Annotated in this window: 17 protein-coding genes; 8 read left to right on the top strand and 9 right to left on the bottom strand. The window is 64.9% G+C overall.

Annotated features, from left to right (window positions below; all coding sequences use genetic code 11):
- Positions 1–14: 14 nt before the first annotated feature.
- Positions 15–2,033 carry a helix-hairpin-helix domain-containing protein gene (locus AC5FRW_RS03285; RefSeq protein ID WP_493567000.1) on the bottom strand — a complete coding sequence of 673 codons (2,019 nt, stop codon included), beginning with the start codon at positions 2,031–2,033 and terminating at the stop codon, positions 15–17.
- A gap of 88 nt (positions 2,034–2,121) precedes the next feature.
- Between AC5FRW_RS03285 and AC5FRW_RS03290 the strand changes: the two genes are divergently transcribed.
- Together AC5FRW_RS03290 and AC5FRW_RS03295 are read left to right on the top strand one after the other, a co-directional pair.
- Positions 2,122–2,499, top strand: coding sequence for a universal stress protein (locus AC5FRW_RS03290; RefSeq protein WP_493567001.1), 378 nt, complete (start codon positions 2,122–2,124; stop codon positions 2,497–2,499).
- Positions 2,500–2,582: 83 nt separating this feature from the next.
- Entirely contained in the window at positions 2,583–4,100 is a 1,518-nt protein-coding gene (locus AC5FRW_RS03295) for a glutamate-cysteine ligase family protein (RefSeq protein WP_493567002.1), read from the top strand.
- Positions 4,101–4,103: 3 nt separating this feature from the next.
- Here the strand turns inward: AC5FRW_RS03295 and AC5FRW_RS03300 are convergent, their stop codons facing one another.
- Positions 4,104–4,556 (bottom strand): TIGR00725 family protein, encoded by a 453-nt coding sequence (locus AC5FRW_RS03300; RefSeq protein ID WP_493567003.1) that lies wholly within the window; start codon positions 4,554–4,556, stop codon positions 4,104–4,106.
- 80 nt (positions 4,557–4,636) lie between these two features.
- On the opposite strand from AC5FRW_RS03300, the gene AC5FRW_RS03305 reads away from it, so the two are divergent.
- The 5 genes from AC5FRW_RS03305 (at position 4,637) to AC5FRW_RS03325 (ending at position 6,584) form a co-directional block, all read left to right on the top strand.
- Entirely contained in the window at positions 4,637–4,918 is a 282-nt protein-coding gene (locus AC5FRW_RS03305) for an AbrB/MazE/SpoVT family DNA-binding domain-containing protein (RefSeq protein WP_493567004.1), read from the top strand.
- Positions 4,911–5,378 (top strand): type II toxin-antitoxin system VapC family toxin, encoded by a 468-nt coding sequence (locus AC5FRW_RS03310; RefSeq protein ID WP_493567005.1) that lies wholly within the window; start codon positions 4,911–4,913, stop codon positions 5,376–5,378. The genes AC5FRW_RS03305 and AC5FRW_RS03310 overlap by 8 nt, the downstream gene beginning before the upstream one ends.
- A 46-nt stretch (positions 5,379–5,424) precedes the next feature.
- Complete coding sequence (locus tag AC5FRW_RS03315) at positions 5,425–5,619, top strand: hypothetical protein (protein WP_493567006.1); 195 nt, start codon at positions 5,425–5,427, stop codon at positions 5,617–5,619.
- 353 nt (positions 5,620–5,972) lie between these two features.
- Complete coding sequence (locus AC5FRW_RS03320) at positions 5,973–6,230, top strand: hypothetical protein (protein WP_493567007.1); 258 nt, start codon at positions 5,973–5,975, stop codon at positions 6,228–6,230.
- Positions 6,231–6,383: 153 nt separating this feature from the next.
- Positions 6,384–6,584, top strand: coding sequence for a hypothetical protein (locus tag AC5FRW_RS03325; protein WP_493567008.1), 201 nt, complete (start codon positions 6,384–6,386; stop codon positions 6,582–6,584).
- Here AC5FRW_RS03325 and AC5FRW_RS03330 read toward each other — a convergent pair whose 3' ends face one another.
- The 5 genes from AC5FRW_RS03330 to AC5FRW_RS03350 all read right to left on the bottom strand — a co-directional run bounded on the left by AC5FRW_RS03330 (position 6,585) and on the right by AC5FRW_RS03350 (position 10,329).
- Entirely contained in the window at positions 6,585–7,325 is a 741-nt protein-coding gene (locus AC5FRW_RS03330) for a beta-ketoacyl-ACP reductase (RefSeq protein ID WP_493567009.1), read from the bottom strand. It abuts the gene before it with no gap.
- A 126-nt stretch (positions 7,326–7,451) separates the two neighbouring features.
- Positions 7,452–8,882, bottom strand: coding sequence for a class III poly(R)-hydroxyalkanoic acid synthase subunit PhaC (gene phaC / locus AC5FRW_RS03335; protein ID WP_493567010.1), 1,431 nt, complete (start codon positions 8,880–8,882; stop codon positions 7,452–7,454).
- A 2-nt stretch (positions 8,883–8,884) separates the two neighbouring features.
- Positions 8,885–9,430, bottom strand: coding sequence for a poly(R)-hydroxyalkanoic acid synthase subunit PhaE (locus AC5FRW_RS03340; protein WP_493567011.1), 546 nt, complete (start codon positions 9,428–9,430; stop codon positions 8,885–8,887).
- A gap of 40 nt (positions 9,431–9,470) precedes the next feature.
- Positions 9,471–10,022 (bottom strand): hypothetical protein, encoded by a 552-nt coding sequence (locus AC5FRW_RS03345; RefSeq protein WP_493567012.1) that lies wholly within the window; start codon positions 10,020–10,022, stop codon positions 9,471–9,473.
- 4 nt (positions 10,023–10,026) lie between these two features.
- Complete coding sequence (locus AC5FRW_RS03350) at positions 10,027–10,329, bottom strand: AbrB/MazE/SpoVT family DNA-binding domain-containing protein (protein WP_493567013.1); 303 nt, start codon at positions 10,327–10,329, stop codon at positions 10,027–10,029.
- Positions 10,330–10,600: 271 nt separating this feature from the next.
- On the opposite strand from AC5FRW_RS03350, the gene AC5FRW_RS03355 reads away from it, so the two are divergent.
- Positions 10,601–11,161, top strand: a complete 561-nt coding sequence (locus tag AC5FRW_RS03355; protein WP_493567375.1) for a MaoC family dehydratase — start codon at positions 10,601–10,603, stop codon at positions 11,159–11,161.
- Here AC5FRW_RS03355 and AC5FRW_RS03360 read toward each other — a convergent pair whose 3' ends face one another.
- Positions 11,162–12,001: an alpha/beta fold hydrolase gene (locus AC5FRW_RS03360; RefSeq protein ID WP_493567014.1), complete on the bottom strand. Its 840-nt coding sequence runs from the start codon at positions 11,999–12,001 to the stop codon at positions 11,162–11,164.
- Positions 12,002–12,055: 54 nt separating this feature from the next.
- Positions 12,056–13,411, bottom strand: a complete 1,356-nt coding sequence (locus tag AC5FRW_RS03365) for an oxidoreductase (RefSeq protein WP_493567015.1) — start codon at positions 13,409–13,411, stop codon at positions 12,056–12,058.
- Between the last annotated feature and the right edge of the window lie 2 nt (positions 13,412–13,413).

Raw genomic sequence — 13,413 nt, forward strand, 5'->3', positions numbered from 1 at the left:
GCGTTCGTTCCGCCCTACTCGAACTTCCCGAGCAGGTCGCCGTAGAAGTCGCCGTCGGCGTCGTCGGCCAGTTTCTCGACGATCAGTTCCGGGGTCGAGCGGGCCAGTGTCCCCTTCACAGGCGAGCGGTTCACCCGGAGTTCGCCGTCGACCAGCCCCTCGGCCTGGATGCCGTCGACCGTCAACGCGGCGTCGGCGGCCTCTATGATGTCGCCCGCGAGATGGGAGACGAACACGCCTGTGGCCTCACGGTCTGTGAGTGCTTCGAGGATACCGGCGATGATCGTCGCGGCCGCGCCGGGTTCGGTGATCGACTCCAGTTCGTCGACCAGCACCATGACGCGCCCGCCGGCACCGTCCCCGGTACCGCCGTCAACGCCCTCGACCAGCGCGCCAAAGTCCCGGAGGGTCGCCTCGAAAGCGCCCGCATCGAGGGTCCCCTGTGTCTTGGCGTGGTAGTGCAGTTCCCGCACGCGACCGATCCGGGCGGATTCGGCGGGGACGGGCAAGCCCATATGGGCGAGCGTCGTCACGAGCGCGACCAGATCCAGCGTCGAGGTCTTCCCGCCGCTGTTGACACCCGACAGGAGGGCGACGCCGTCGACGCCGTAGTCGACCGGTTCGACCGCATCGAAGGCCACGTCAAGCAGGGGCGAGCGTCCGCTCTCGATGCTGAATCCGGAATTGTCCTCCGTCCCTTCGACTCCACCGACGGCGGGCATCGTACAGTCGAAATCACGGGCGAAGCGAGCGATCGCCAGTTCCACGTCCAGTTCGAGCGCGTCGTCGACGAGCGACTCGGCGTCCTCGCGCAAGCCCGCCAGTTCGCTGGCGAGGTCGCGTTTCAGTTTCGTCGCGCGCTGATCTCTGGCGGCGGTCAGTTCCTCTCGCAGTCGCGACACCGCGTCCTCGTTGCGCTCGACGGGGTAGCTCGGGTCGTCCGGGATCACCCGTCGGGCGACCGCCTCGGTGTCCTGTACGTTGAGGGCGTCGACGAGGTGGTCGCGAGCCTTGGCCACCGCGGCGTCGTACTCGTCGGCCAGTTCCCGCGAGAGCAGCGAGTCGACGCCCGCACCGCGTTCGACCAGCGACAGCAGGTCCGTCCCCTCGATAGTCACGTCTCGCTCCTCGATGGCGTCCCGGAGGTGGTCGTTGGCGACCGATTCGGCGGTCGACACCGCCGCGTCCAGATCGTCGACGGCGACGGTCAGCCGGTCGAGTTCGTCGTCGCCCCGCACACTGCCGTCGTCGTCGAGCCGAGAGAGGGCGTCGTCGAGCGTGTCGAGATCACAGGGTGCGTCCAGCCCCGCTGCCCGGTGGACCTGGGCACTCGCTCGCAGGCGATCACGATTGCGCGCGAAGAAGGCCAGCGGGCGCTCTGGCACCACATCCGCGGGGTTGTCCAGCGCGTCTGGCTGGACGCGCACGTCGCCCTCGATATCGAGGCCGGCGAAAGACTCATCGAGTGCAACGACGGTGGCGTAGCTCCGGCCCAGTTCGGCCAGTTGCCGGGCGTCGTCGACGACCTCGACGGTCACCTCGGGGATCGCAGCCTTGGCCGCGGCGTAGCGCTCGGCGTCGGTGGTGGCGAGACATCGATCACGCACGCGCACGTCCGAGGGGTCGGCCAGCGGTTCGACGCCAGCGAGCGCGTCGACGACGGCGTCGTCCGGGTCGCGATCCATCGCCGCACGCGCCCGTTCGCGGACGGCCTCGATCCGCTCGGGAACGGCACTGGGGTAGATCGTCTCCAGTCGCTTCTCGGCGTAGTCGGTGACGGTCCGCTCTTGGAGGAGTCCGAGCGCGTCGCGGTAGATTTCGCGGGCGCGACTCGTCGCCGCCCACCCGCCGGGGTCGTCGTGCTCGTCGCGGATCGCCGCCCGCGCGATCCGGGCGGCCCGCCCCTCGCTGATCCCCGGGGCCTGTGCCAGCGTCGCCACGTCACCTTCGCGCAGGGCCCGTGCTGGCTCGTCGAGTTCGGCCAGCGCCGCCGCCGTCTTCTCGCCCACGCCGGAGACCGATTCGAGATCCATCTACCGGTCCCCTCGGTGGCGGATCAAAAAAGTCCCTCGCTCGTCAGGACCCGCAATTGGTTTGCTCTCCCCAGTCGACAGCCCGGCCATGACAAACTATCTCGTCGCCACGTCGTCGGTCCACGTGACAGCCGCGGCCGCGGACTACCTCCAGCCACGCCTCGATCCCGCGACCGACGAGGTGGTCGTGATCTCGGTTCGTGAGCCGAACGCGCCCGAGCGAGACGCAGGTGACGCTGCGAACGTCGCCCGCTCGCGGCTCGCCGCGGTAATGCCAACGACCGAGACGGTCGAGGGAGAGCCGACCGAGACACTCCGTGACGCCATCGACGACCACGACCCGGACGAGGTGATCGTCGGTCCCCATCGGGGCGTCGAAGGGGCAACCGGACTGGGATCGACTGCGCAGGCGCTGCTCGAACGTGTCGACCGCCCGGTCGTCGTCGTCCCGCTGCCCGACCTCTGAGATCGTGGTCGCCGAACGGGAACGCCCCCCACGGACGTGTCCAGACGCCTACGCTTAACAGGCCGGCCGGAGAAGGCCGCGGTATGTCCGCCTCGGAACTGGCCGAACAGGTGCGAGCGGCACTGTCGGTCGACAGCGACGAGTTCGAAGCCCGGGCCGCCGAGGAGGCCGAGTGGCTCAAATCGGAGGTCCGGGACGGCACCTTCGACAACACGGAAGCCATCGTCGGATTGGAACTGGAACTGTACGCCGTCGACGACCGCACCGACGCCCTCCAGCGCGTGCCCCGCAGCTTACTCGAACTCATCGGCTTCGAGAAGGAACTGGGACTGCACAACGCCGAGATGCAGACCAGCCCCCAGCCACTCAACGAGCACGGCCTCGAAGCCCAGTTCGCCGAACTCAAGGCCAACCTCGCGCCCGCACTCGAACAGACCCAGACCCAGAACATCAGGCTGGTCTCCGACGGCATGTGGACGGTCCCGCCGAACGGCGAGACCGCAAGCGACTATCTCACCGACTCCGTCGAGGCACAGGACGTGCGTATCGCGACCAACATGTCCGCGGCGGTGCGCTATCACGCGATGGCTAACACCGACTACCCCTCGGGGATGTGTCTGGACGCCCCGAACGTCTCGCTGGAAGCCGATACGGTGATGCCAGAGAGCCTGATCACCTCGATCCAACCGCACTACCAGATCCCCCACGCACCCGACCTCCCCGAGTACTTCCGCTACGCGCTGCGGATCGCCGGTCCGCTGGTCGCGCTGGGGGTCAACGCACCCTTTTTCCCGCCGGATCTGTACGACGACGTACCCGACGGCAAGATTCTCGACGACGCACACATGGAACACCGAATCGGGGTGTTCGAGTCGGTGCTGAACCCCAGAGACGACGGCGACGCCGCCCCGAAAGTCACCTTCCCGGCGGACTTCGAGACCGTCGAGGACGCCATCGACGACGTGGTCGCCGACACGACCATCGTCCCGATGGCCGTTTCGAAAGGCCAACGCTTCGACGACGCCTTCGCGCACCTGCGACACAAACACGGCTCGTACTGGCGGTGGGTCCGACCGGTCTTCGACGGGGCGACGCGGTCGGCCGCCAACGCTCGCATCGAGTTTCGGCCGCTCCCGGCCCAGCCGACCGTCAGCGACGCCATCGCGTTTCAGGCCGTCTTTGCGGGCCTGCTCGAAGCACTCACGCGACTGGAGCACCCTGTTCGATCGCTCCCGTGGGCGACCGCCGAGGCGAACTTCTACACCGCCGTCGAGGACGGTCTGCGGGCCGACTTCGAGTGGATCACCGCCGACGGGACCGAGACGACAGCGACCGACGAGATCTACGGCGAACTGTTCGAACTCGCCCGCGAGGGACTGGAGAACCGTGGGTTCTCGACGGCACAGGCCCTAGAGTACGTCCAGCCCCTGCAGGAACGCGTCGACCGGCGGCTCACGCCGGCCCGCTGGAAACACAATCAGGTCCAGACGGCCGTCGACGAGGGCGTGCCGCTGGCCGAAGCGATCTGGGGGATGCAGTCGCGATACGTCGACCGACAGGAAGCGACGTTGCTTTCGGGCAGCTTCACCGATTGGCTGTAGCTGTCACCGTTGGGCCGTCGCGACGTACTCGACTGCCGCCGTCGGGGTCTCGACGTGCTCGATCCCGTCCAGCGTCGCGATCTCGTGGGTGCCGAGACCGGCGATCGGACGGTCGAAGACGTGGCCGAAGCCGATCTCCGAGAGCGTGCCACCGCCGCCGTCGATGGCGATGACGGCGTCGCCGTTCATGACGACGAGCGCGTTACGCGCGTGGCCCAGCCCCGTCGCGACGGCCGTGTCGACGTCGTCGTTTGCCGCCCCACGGTCTTCGCCCGGCAAGATACCGATGGTGTGACCGTCGGCCTCTTTGGCACCGGCACAGACCGCTTCCATCACACCACCAAGCCCCCCACAGACGACCGTGTGTCCGCGCTCGCCGAGCAGTCGCCCGACCTCGCGGGCCTGTTCGTACACCTCGTCTGTCACCGTCGAACCGCCGATCACCGAGACGCGCATGGGGGATGGTGGGTCGGCGCGGTACTTGAGCGTGGGCGCTCGTCGAAACACCTAACATCGATCCCACTGGTAGTGGGAATATGGTGAACGTGGACTCGAAAGGACGGATCGTCCTGCCCCAGGCAGTGCGCGAGCGTCTCGGTCTCACGGCCGGCAGCGAAGTCGAGGTCCGCGAAGAAGACGGGAAAGCGGTCGTCGAACCCGAAGACGATCCAGACGAGATCCTCGAACGGATGGAACGGCTCGTCGAGGAAACGGCTCCCGAGCGCGAGGACACCACACCCCTCGACGATGTCGAGCCGACCGCGAAGAAGCATCGCGACGCAGTCCGTCGGGGGGCGAAGCGGGACGACGATGAGTGACGCGGGCGGTCCGTACCTGTTCGATGTCGGCGTGATCGCGCTCGCCCACACGGAGGCTCCAGTCCGCGACAAGGCACTGTCGTACGTGCGGGACGCAGTTAGGGGGGAGATCGACGCGATCGTCCCGTACCCCGCCCTTCTTGGTGCACACACTGTCCTCACGACGTACTACGGCCGGTCGAACGCCGAGGCCGCCCGACTGCTCCGGAACTTCATGGACGCGAAGCGAATTCACTGGTACGACAGACTGCCCGAGTCGGTCGTTCGCGGCGGATTCGATCGTGCAGGCACGACAAACGTCGACGGCTGGGACGGCTACTACGCACAGGTCGCGGTCGAGGAAGGCGTGAACACGGTGCTGACGGTCGACGACGACTTCGAGCGGTTCGACGCCTTCGAGACCGAGGTCGTCCTCTCGACGGAGGAATTTCGCGAACTGAATCGGTTCCTTGAGGGATGACAGCGATCGAAACGGTTTCCGGGCCTCAATAACATATACCAGTGACATGCTCCTCCAGAGTGCGTTCGCCGAGCACTTCCTCGTCGTGTTGCTGTTCCTCGTCGTAACCGTCCCGCTAATACTCGTCGTGCTCGCGTTCGTGAACAGACGAACTGGTGAGGACCACGACAACCTCGAAGCACTCCGCCAGCGGGTCGACGACCTCGAAGCGAAGGTAGAGTCAGACCGCCAGCAGGAGTGACTACCATTCCATGCCGCCGTTGATCTTAATTGCAGTCCTGTGTATGATCAAAAGGTAATGCATTGGGGTCTATACAACAGATGGGTCTGAATAATACGAAGTCTCAAATCCTCTCACTCATCGTCGTCTGCACGATTATTGCGACTGCGGGATGTATTGCTCCAGCAGAGCCACCGTCGACAGTCGCACCGCAGGGGTCAGAAACCACGACGACCACCACTGCGACGACTACCGATTCGACGACGGCAACGGACACGCAGACGACGGTGTCGAGTGAAACGTCGACACCCGAACCGGTCGGTACCGGCGACTTGCCACACGATCTCAGAATTCGGAACTCCCGAGGGCGTGACGTGACACTGCAGACGATCGTCACTGCAAACGACTCTGGAACAGTGATATTCAATCAAACAGTGTCGCTCGATCGCAGTGAGTTCCAGAAATTCGATGTCGACTTCCCTGCGACAGGCAACTACACGATCACGACGACGGACGCCGACGGTGAAACCTACCAATACGTGTGGACCGTCGAGCGATTGCCACCGTCCGTCGAGATCATAGTGACGGCTGACAGTGGCGGAAACATCACGTATCTCAGAAGTTCGGCGTAGACCGATCACGGACGCGGTCACTGAGGTCTCTCGACTCCCACTCCGACGCAACTCGGACGAGAAGTCCGTCGCTGTGCGCGCCGAGGCAGGTACCGACCGCTCACGAACCGGACCGATGCGTTCAGTTGCTTCCACAGAATGCCTGCGACTGCAATGCTCCTCCAGAGTGGCTTCGTCGCCGAGCACTTCCTCGTCGTGTTGCCGTTCTTCGTCGTGACGGTTCCCCTCACAGTCGGCGTGCTCGTCGTCGTGAACAGACGGACTGGTGACGACCACGCCGACGAACTCGAATCGCTCCGCCAACGGGTCGACGAACTCGAAGCACAGGTCGAATCCGACCGCGACGAAGAATGATTACCACTCCATGCCGCCGTTGACGCCGATCACTTGCCCAGTCATGTAACTGGACTCCTCGCTGGCGATGAAGCGCACGACCGGGGCGATGTCGTCGATGGTGGCGAACCGATCGAGTGGAATCCGTCGCAGAATCTTCTCCTGGACGCGTTTGGGAACTTCCTCCAGCATGTCGGTGGCGACGAACCCCGGTGCGACGCAGTTGGCGGTCGACCCGCTGGCGGCCATCTCCAGCGCGAGCGTGCGAGTAAAGCCAAAGAGACCCGACTTCGTGGTGGCGTAGTTGGCCTGGCCGTAGTTGCCCTGCTGGCCGACGACCGATGAGATGTTGATGAGTCGCCCGTCGTCGGCGTTCTTGATGTCCTCGAAAAAGCAGTGGCTGGCGTTGAACACGCCTCCCAGATTCACGTCGACGACGGCGTCCCAGTCCTCGCGAGTCATCTGCTCGAACTTCTTGTCGACCGTGATGCCGGCGTTGTTCACGAGGACATCGATCGGCCCATAGGCGTCGTGGACCGCCTCACACATCCGTTCGACGTCGTCGTACACCGACACGTCACCCTGCACGGCGATGGCGTCGCCGCCGTCGGCTTCGATGGCGTCGACGACCGCCGAGGCTTCCCGCTCCGAAGAACGGTAGTTGACGACCACGTCGGCACCGTGGGCGGCCAGATCTTTCGCGATCCCGCGACCGATGCCACGCGAAGAGCCGGTGACGAGACAGGTCTGTGCATCGAGCATACCACTGCGTTCACACCCAGTGGTGAAAAGCGACGCGGCGGAAAAGGTACACACGAGGGAATTGTTCGCAGCGGTAGCTCGTCGAGCGAAAGTCGGCGTCTGGAAAACGACAGCGGCAGTCGAGACCTATCGCTGTTCGAGCCAATCGACGGCTCGTGACTCGGTGGTCTCCGCGATTTCGGCCAGTTCGGCCGCGTCGTAGTCGGCCAGATCGTCGACCGTCTCGATGCCGGCCGCCCGGAGGCGGTCGGCGTAGGTCGGGCCGATACCGTCGACAGTCTCGATACCGGCCGCTTCGTCGTCGCCGTCGGTTGCTGCGTCGTCCGCAGCCTCGTCGACGGCTTCCTCGGCCGCGCTCGCTGCCTCGGCGGGTGACTCGACATCGATTTCGACGCCGTCGTCGTCGGCCGCCTCGTCGGTCGCGTCAGCGGCCGCCGCCTCGGCCTGCGGATTGCGTTCCTTGTACCAGTCACACACGTCGGGCCAGAGGTTCGCGTGGGTGCTCGAAGACACCGAGAGACCGATATGACCCGTCGAGTACTCCATGGTCGTCACGTCGTCGGAACCGATGACATCGTTGAACGGCTTCGAGGCCTCCGGCGGAATGAGGTGGTCGTACTCGCCCATCAACTGGAGCACGGGCATGTCGATGGCGTCGAGGTCGACGTGTTCGCCGCCGATCTCCAAGCGATTGTTGTACAGATCGTTGTTCTGGTAGATCTTCTCCAGGAACTCGACGTAGGCCTCGCCGGCCACGTCGACGCCGTCGGAGAGCCACTGTTCCATCCGGCCGAAGTTCCGAACGAACCCCTCGTTCTCGATGTTCTCTGCCAGCCGGATGTACTTCGAGACGTAGTTGTCGACGGGGTCCATCAGCGCGAAGCCCACGTCCAGCATTTCGGATGGGACGTTGCCGAACGTCTCGGTCACGTCCTCGGGGTCGTAGTACTCGTCCGACCCCCACTCTTCGAGGACGCCCCCGGTGTGGTCGAAACAGAGACCCGCGGCCATCAGGCCAAGCGCGTTGACCTTCTCGGGGTTCAACGCAGTGTAGATGGCCGACATCGTGCCGCCCATGCAGTAGCCCAGAATGTTGATCGCGTCCTGACCCGAGCGCTCGCTGACCTCGTTGACGCAGTTCTCGATGTAGCGATTGACGTAGTCGTCGAGGGTGAGGTGCTGGTCGAGTCGCGACGGCTCGTTCCAGTCGATGAGATACACGTCGTGGCCCGCTTCGAGCAGGCGGCGGACGACCGACCGTTCTTTCTGCAGGTCGAGGATGTACGGGCGGTTGATCAGTGCGTAGATGATGAGGATCGGAACGTCTTCCGTGTCCTCCTCGGGCACGTCGATCCCAGCGGCCTCGGCGTCGTAGTGCAGCAGTTCCAGCTTGTTCTCGGTGTAGACCACGTCGCTGGGCGTCTCGCCGACCTCGACCGATTGCATCGTTTCGAGGCGCTCGGGCGCGACCGACGCCTGATCGGTCGCCTCGGTCATCGCTTCGAGGGACTTGCGCTGCCAGTCGAGTGCGGCCGTGAAGGGATTGGCTGGTGGCATGATTATTCCTCGAGGTGGTCGAGGATCCGGTCGAGTTTCTGCTCGACGTCGTGCTGGCGGCGTTCGAGTTCGACCAGTCGCTCGGCGACTTCGTCGACGTCCTCGCGCGTCGAGAAGCCCATCTGGGCGATCGAGTCCTGCTGGATGTCGTCGGCCTGCTGGCGCATCTCCATCATCGTCTCGACGAGCTGGCCGTTCGCGGCGGCGAAGGCCGAGGTTCCCATCACGTGCTTGAACGCCTCGTTTGCCGACTGGAGCCAGATGTCACGGAACTCCGTGGGGTCGACATCCTCGCCCTGTGCGGCGTCGCCCGTGCGTTCGAGCATCTGCTCTGCGGCGTTCATCCACTCCTCGTAGGCCTGATTGTACCCCTGAATCCCCTCCATGACGTTGTCCTCCTCGGGGATCGAATCCTCGACGGCGTCGGCCCACGATTCGACGAAGGCTGCCTGTGCCTTCATGTTCTGTTCGACCGACTCGGAGACGGCTTCGTTCATCTGCTCGACCATCTCCGTCCACTCCTCTTGAATCTGGTTCGTGTCACTCATAATAGTAGTGTTAGTGTAGACAGCAAAAAGGTGCGACGGTTTACGCCTCGACGGCGGTCGCGGCCTGTTCCTGCACTTCGCGGACCTGCTCTTGGACTTCCTCGACCTGATCCTGCAGGTCTTCGAGCTGGTCTGCCCACTGGTCGACGGCCTCGACGGACTGGTCTTCGAGGTCCTCGTGGGCTTCGACGAGCAGGTCGATCTGCTCGTCGAGCGCGGCGACGACGTCGCCGGTCATCTCGTCGTAGCTCTCGACGCCCTCGGCCCACTCGGCCTCGACGTTCTCGAAGGCTTCGGCGTGGTTTTCCAGCAGGAAGTCGTACTGCTCGTCGATGGCCGTGCGCATCTCCTCGACGGTGGGTGCGACGCCGGGAATCGTCGACTCGATGGTGTCGAGGTAGCTGTGAACGGCCGTCTGGGCGAGTTCGACGCTACGGCGCTGGGCCGACTCTTGGCTGTCGAGACTGCCAAGCATGGCCTCGTTCATGTTCTTCTGGAACTCGATGCCCTGCTTGAAGGCCTTCTGGCTCTGCTCGATCGTCGCGCGCTGCATCTCGAACGCCGTGGTGACTGGGGTTGTGTACTGGCTCATGGGATTACTCCGTGCGGTTCCGCTTGACCGGGAGAACGACTGCCTGAACGATGTCGCCTTCCTCGATGTCGAGCGCCTCGCGCTCTGCGTCGGGAATGCTGATGCGTCCGCCGCTCTGGACGCGCGTCTTGAACGTCGCCATCTGGCTCATCGCACCCAGCTGATTCATATCGAGACCGGGCATACCGCCGCCGGCCGAGAACAGCTGTTTCATCATCTCTTGCTGGGATTCGATCGCCTGCTCGCTGGCTTCTTGCATCCCCTTGAACATCGGGGGCCACATCGTGACGTCGTTCTCGTCGGTCATCGGGTACTCCTACCTACACCTTTCAATAGGATAAAGCTTGCGCTCAATACCATCAGATACCATCTGTTGCCATTGGGTGGTGGAATTTCTATCACCGCAGTGTTACTTATCACTGTTTAATCCGCCGTTGTCCGGCGGTAGGAACGATCTGACGGCGAAACAGCGGTCACCACCATGTTTTAATATCGGTAGTACCAATCAACGTCCAGCGATGAGTTCTGAATCTCACAGGAATCCGCTGCTGGACACGTGGACAGAGACGTCCTCGCACATGTTCAACAGCGTCGTCGCGGCTAATCGGGCAGCGTTCGCCGCGTTCGGTGTACGACCGGACGACGAAACAGATGGGGAGACGCTCCCTGCCGAACGGATCGAGGCCGACGAGGACCTCCCCGAGTGGCACGTCGAACTGAGCGCAGACCACCCTGATCGACTGGGCGTCGGCGACCGCGTCGAGTTCACCAAACGTATCTCGAACAACGACATCAAACAGTTCGCGGCCGCAAGCGGCGACACGAACCCACTGCACCTCGACGACGACTTCGCCTCCCAGACACGCTTCCGTGGCCGGATCGCACACGGCACGCTCGTCGGCGGGCTGATCAGTGCCGCACTCGCGCGCCTGCCCGGACTCACGATCTATCTCTCGCAGGATCTGGAGTTCCACAATCCGGTTCGACCCGCCGACCGTCTGACCGCCGAAATCGAGATCGTCGAGGACCTCGGTGACGATCAGTATCGGCTGACGACGCGCGTCCTCAACGACGGCACCGTCGTCATCGACGGCGAGGCTGTCGTCCTCATCGACGACCTGCCCGAAGACGACGAGTAGTCAGAAAAAGCTCGTCACTGCCCGATTGAAGCGTTCTGGCCGCTCTCTGGGCGGCCAATGTCCGCAGCCTTCTACCGAGTGCAACCGTCCGTCGGGCAGCCGCTCGCTCGCCCGTTCTGACCACGACACCGGCAAGAGCGGATCGTCGATCCCGTGGACCAGCAGCGTCGGCACGTCCAGTTCTCCAAGCCGGTCACTGAAGTCGGTCCGCAGGCCGTCGGCCTGAAATTCGTGGCGCTGCCAGCTACGCAGCGTTCGCATCGTTGCCGGGGTGACTGCCTCGTGTACGTCGTCGACGAGGTCGTCGGGGAGACGGCTCCCCGACATGGTATTGAGGCTCGTCCGCACGGCCGTTCGCGACCCCATCGTTCCCCAGAGCATGCTGTCGGCGAAGGGAACCCGGAGCGCGAGACTCGCACTCTGTCGCCAGTAGGCGTCCCCACCCAGCCCGTAGCTGTCGACCAGCACCATCCGCTCGGGGTCGCCACCGTCGAGGGCGTGGCCCAGCGCCACCGCGCCACCCATCGAGATGCCGACGACGCCCGCACCGGCGATCCCGAGTTCGTCGACGAACGCCGACAGGACATCGACGTAGTAGTCGGTCGTGTACGTCCGCCGTGGCTTGGCGCTGGCCCCGTGGCCGGGGAGGTCCGGTGCGTAGACGGTGTAGTCCTCGGCCAGCGCCGGCAACGCGTAGCGCCACGACACTGTCGCCGCGTCCAGCCCGATCCCGTGTAAGAACAGCAACGGTGGCCCGTCGCCGCCAGTGAGATACCGCAGTTCCGTCGCCGTCCCGTCGACCGGCACGGTGACCCGTCTCGACTCGATCGCCTCGTCCATCGCTCCGGGTTCAGGGGGCCAGCGAAATGAGCCTTCGGAATCGTGACAGCGACACTACTTTTCTCCGGTGCCACCGCGTTCGTAGGCTCCGCACTCGTCGAGGCGTGCCCGGTCGCGGACGACCGACGGCGTCCGACAGCGCCCCGGTTCCCCGGTGACCTGCGGGATCGTGCAGTTGTTACAGCTCGCACACAGCGCGTCGTGGCCGCCGAGCAGGCGCACTCCCAGCCGTGGCTCGGCGTAGAACGGCCGGCCCAGCCCCACGAGGTCGGCGGCCGGGGCCGTCGAGTGGTGGCGACGCTCGCCGTCACCAAGCAGTCGATCACAGGTCGCTCGTTCCCGGATGCCACCCTCACACAACACCGGCACGTCGACGCGCTCGCGGACGGCCCGACAGAGTCGTTCGTTCCACCCCGGCGCTCGGTCGAACCGCCGTGATTGTGCTCTGTTGAGAAGTGATACGACGCGTGCCCGGAGCGGGCCACCGAACACCGCCGCGTAGTCGGCCTGCAGGTCCTCGGCCTCCCACGCCCGGTCGGGGTAGGCGCCCCTGACGATGCTCATGTCCCAGAACGTCGACACCTCGACCGGGACGACGGCATCGTAGCCAGCGTCGACGAGGTCGGTCGCCAGTCCGACGGCGTCGGCAAAGGAAAGATGCCTTCGAACGAATTTCGGCGCAGCGGTCTCCGCCGGGACCTTCGTCACGAGCGGTACGTCGCCGGCGTGCTCGCGCACGGCGTCGTGGATCGCTTCGAGGAAGCGCCGGCCGCCCGCCGCTGGCTCGCCCGGGTCCGGTCCGAACTCGTCGTCGCGACGATTGAAGAAGGGCGAACAGCACTGCTGGAGCAGGCTCATGTTCGCCCCGGAGAGGTGGATCCCGTCGTAGCCGGCATCGACGGCATACCCCGCAACGCGCCCGAACTGGTCGGCGAGGCCGTACAGCTCGTCGGTGTCCAGCACGCGCGGCGAGAGGTCGATCAGTCCCGCGCGGTCGAGCAGGCGAAGCTGCCACGGCGGGCGCGAGACGGCGAGCTGTTCGAGGGTGGGGTTGCGCTCGCGGTACTCGGCGTGCCACACCTCCATGCTGCGCAGGCCGCCCTGGGCGAGCTGGAGGAATATCGTCCCGCCGTGGTCGTGGATCGTCCCGGTCAGTCGTTCGAGTCGAGCGACGAAGTCGGGGTCGTGGACCCGCGTCATGTTCGGCGCGGCACAGCCCCCTTCGTCGGTGACGATACTCGCTCCCTGAAAGAGCAGGCCGACGCCGGATTCGGCGGTGGGTTCGAGTTCGTCGATCAGGGTATCGACGGCGTCGGGACCGTTGCCGGCACACTCCAGTAACGGCGCGCGATAGAGCCGGTTTGGGATCGAAACGCCGCCGATGTCGACCGGATCGTCGAGGCTCGGCATCT

The sequence above is a fragment of the Halomicrobium sp. HArcht3-1 genome (genome assembly GCF_058933345.1).

Excerpts from the sequence above, each read along its gene's own strand:
- phaC (WP_493567010.1), bottom strand. The coding sequence starts at position 8,882 with ATGCCACCAGCCAATCCCTTCACGGCCGCACTCGACTGGCAGCGCAAG.
- AC5FRW_RS03300 (WP_493567003.1), bottom strand. The coding sequence starts at position 4,556 with ATGCGCGTCTCGGTGATCGGCGGTTCGACGGTGACAGACGAGGTGTAC.
- AC5FRW_RS03365 (WP_493567015.1), bottom strand. The coding sequence starts at position 13,411 with ATGCCGAGCCTCGACGATCCGGTCGACATCGGCGGCGTTTCGATCCCA.
- AC5FRW_RS03285 (WP_493567000.1), bottom strand. The coding sequence starts at position 2,033 with ATGGATCTCGAATCGGTCTCCGGCGTGGGCGAGAAGACGGCGGCGGCG.
- AC5FRW_RS03330 (WP_493567009.1), bottom strand. The coding sequence starts at position 7,325 with ATGCTCGATGCACAGACCTGTCTCGTCACCGGCTCTTCGCGTGGCATC.
- AC5FRW_RS03295 (WP_493567002.1), top strand. The coding sequence starts at position 2,583 with ATGTCCGCCTCGGAACTGGCCGAACAGGTGCGAGCGGCACTGTCGGTC.
- AC5FRW_RS03340 (WP_493567011.1), bottom strand. The coding sequence starts at position 9,430 with ATGAGTGACACGAACCAGATTCAAGAGGAGTGGACGGAGATGGTCGAG.
- AC5FRW_RS03355 (WP_493567375.1), top strand. The coding sequence starts at position 10,601 with ATGTTCAACAGCGTCGTCGCGGCTAATCGGGCAGCGTTCGCCGCGTTC.
- AC5FRW_RS03290 (WP_493567001.1), top strand. The coding sequence starts at position 2,122 with ATGACAAACTATCTCGTCGCCACGTCGTCGGTCCACGTGACAGCCGCG.
- AC5FRW_RS03350 (WP_493567013.1), bottom strand. The coding sequence starts at position 10,329 with ATGACCGACGAGAACGACGTCACGATGTGGCCCCCGATGTTCAAGGGG.
- AC5FRW_RS03325 (WP_493567008.1), top strand. The coding sequence starts at position 6,384 with ATGCTCCTCCAGAGTGGCTTCGTCGCCGAGCACTTCCTCGTCGTGTTG.
- AC5FRW_RS03305 (WP_493567004.1), top strand. The coding sequence starts at position 4,637 with ATGGTGAACGTGGACTCGAAAGGACGGATCGTCCTGCCCCAGGCAGTG.
- AC5FRW_RS03360 (WP_493567014.1), bottom strand. The coding sequence starts at position 12,001 with ATGGACGAGGCGATCGAGTCGAGACGGGTCACCGTGCCGGTCGACGGG.
- AC5FRW_RS03310 (WP_493567005.1), top strand. The coding sequence starts at position 4,911 with ATGAGTGACGCGGGCGGTCCGTACCTGTTCGATGTCGGCGTGATCGCG.
- AC5FRW_RS03345 (WP_493567012.1), bottom strand. The coding sequence starts at position 10,022 with ATGAGCCAGTACACAACCCCAGTCACCACGGCGTTCGAGATGCAGCGC.
- AC5FRW_RS03315 (WP_493567006.1), top strand. The coding sequence starts at position 5,425 with ATGCTCCTCCAGAGTGCGTTCGCCGAGCACTTCCTCGTCGTGTTGCTG.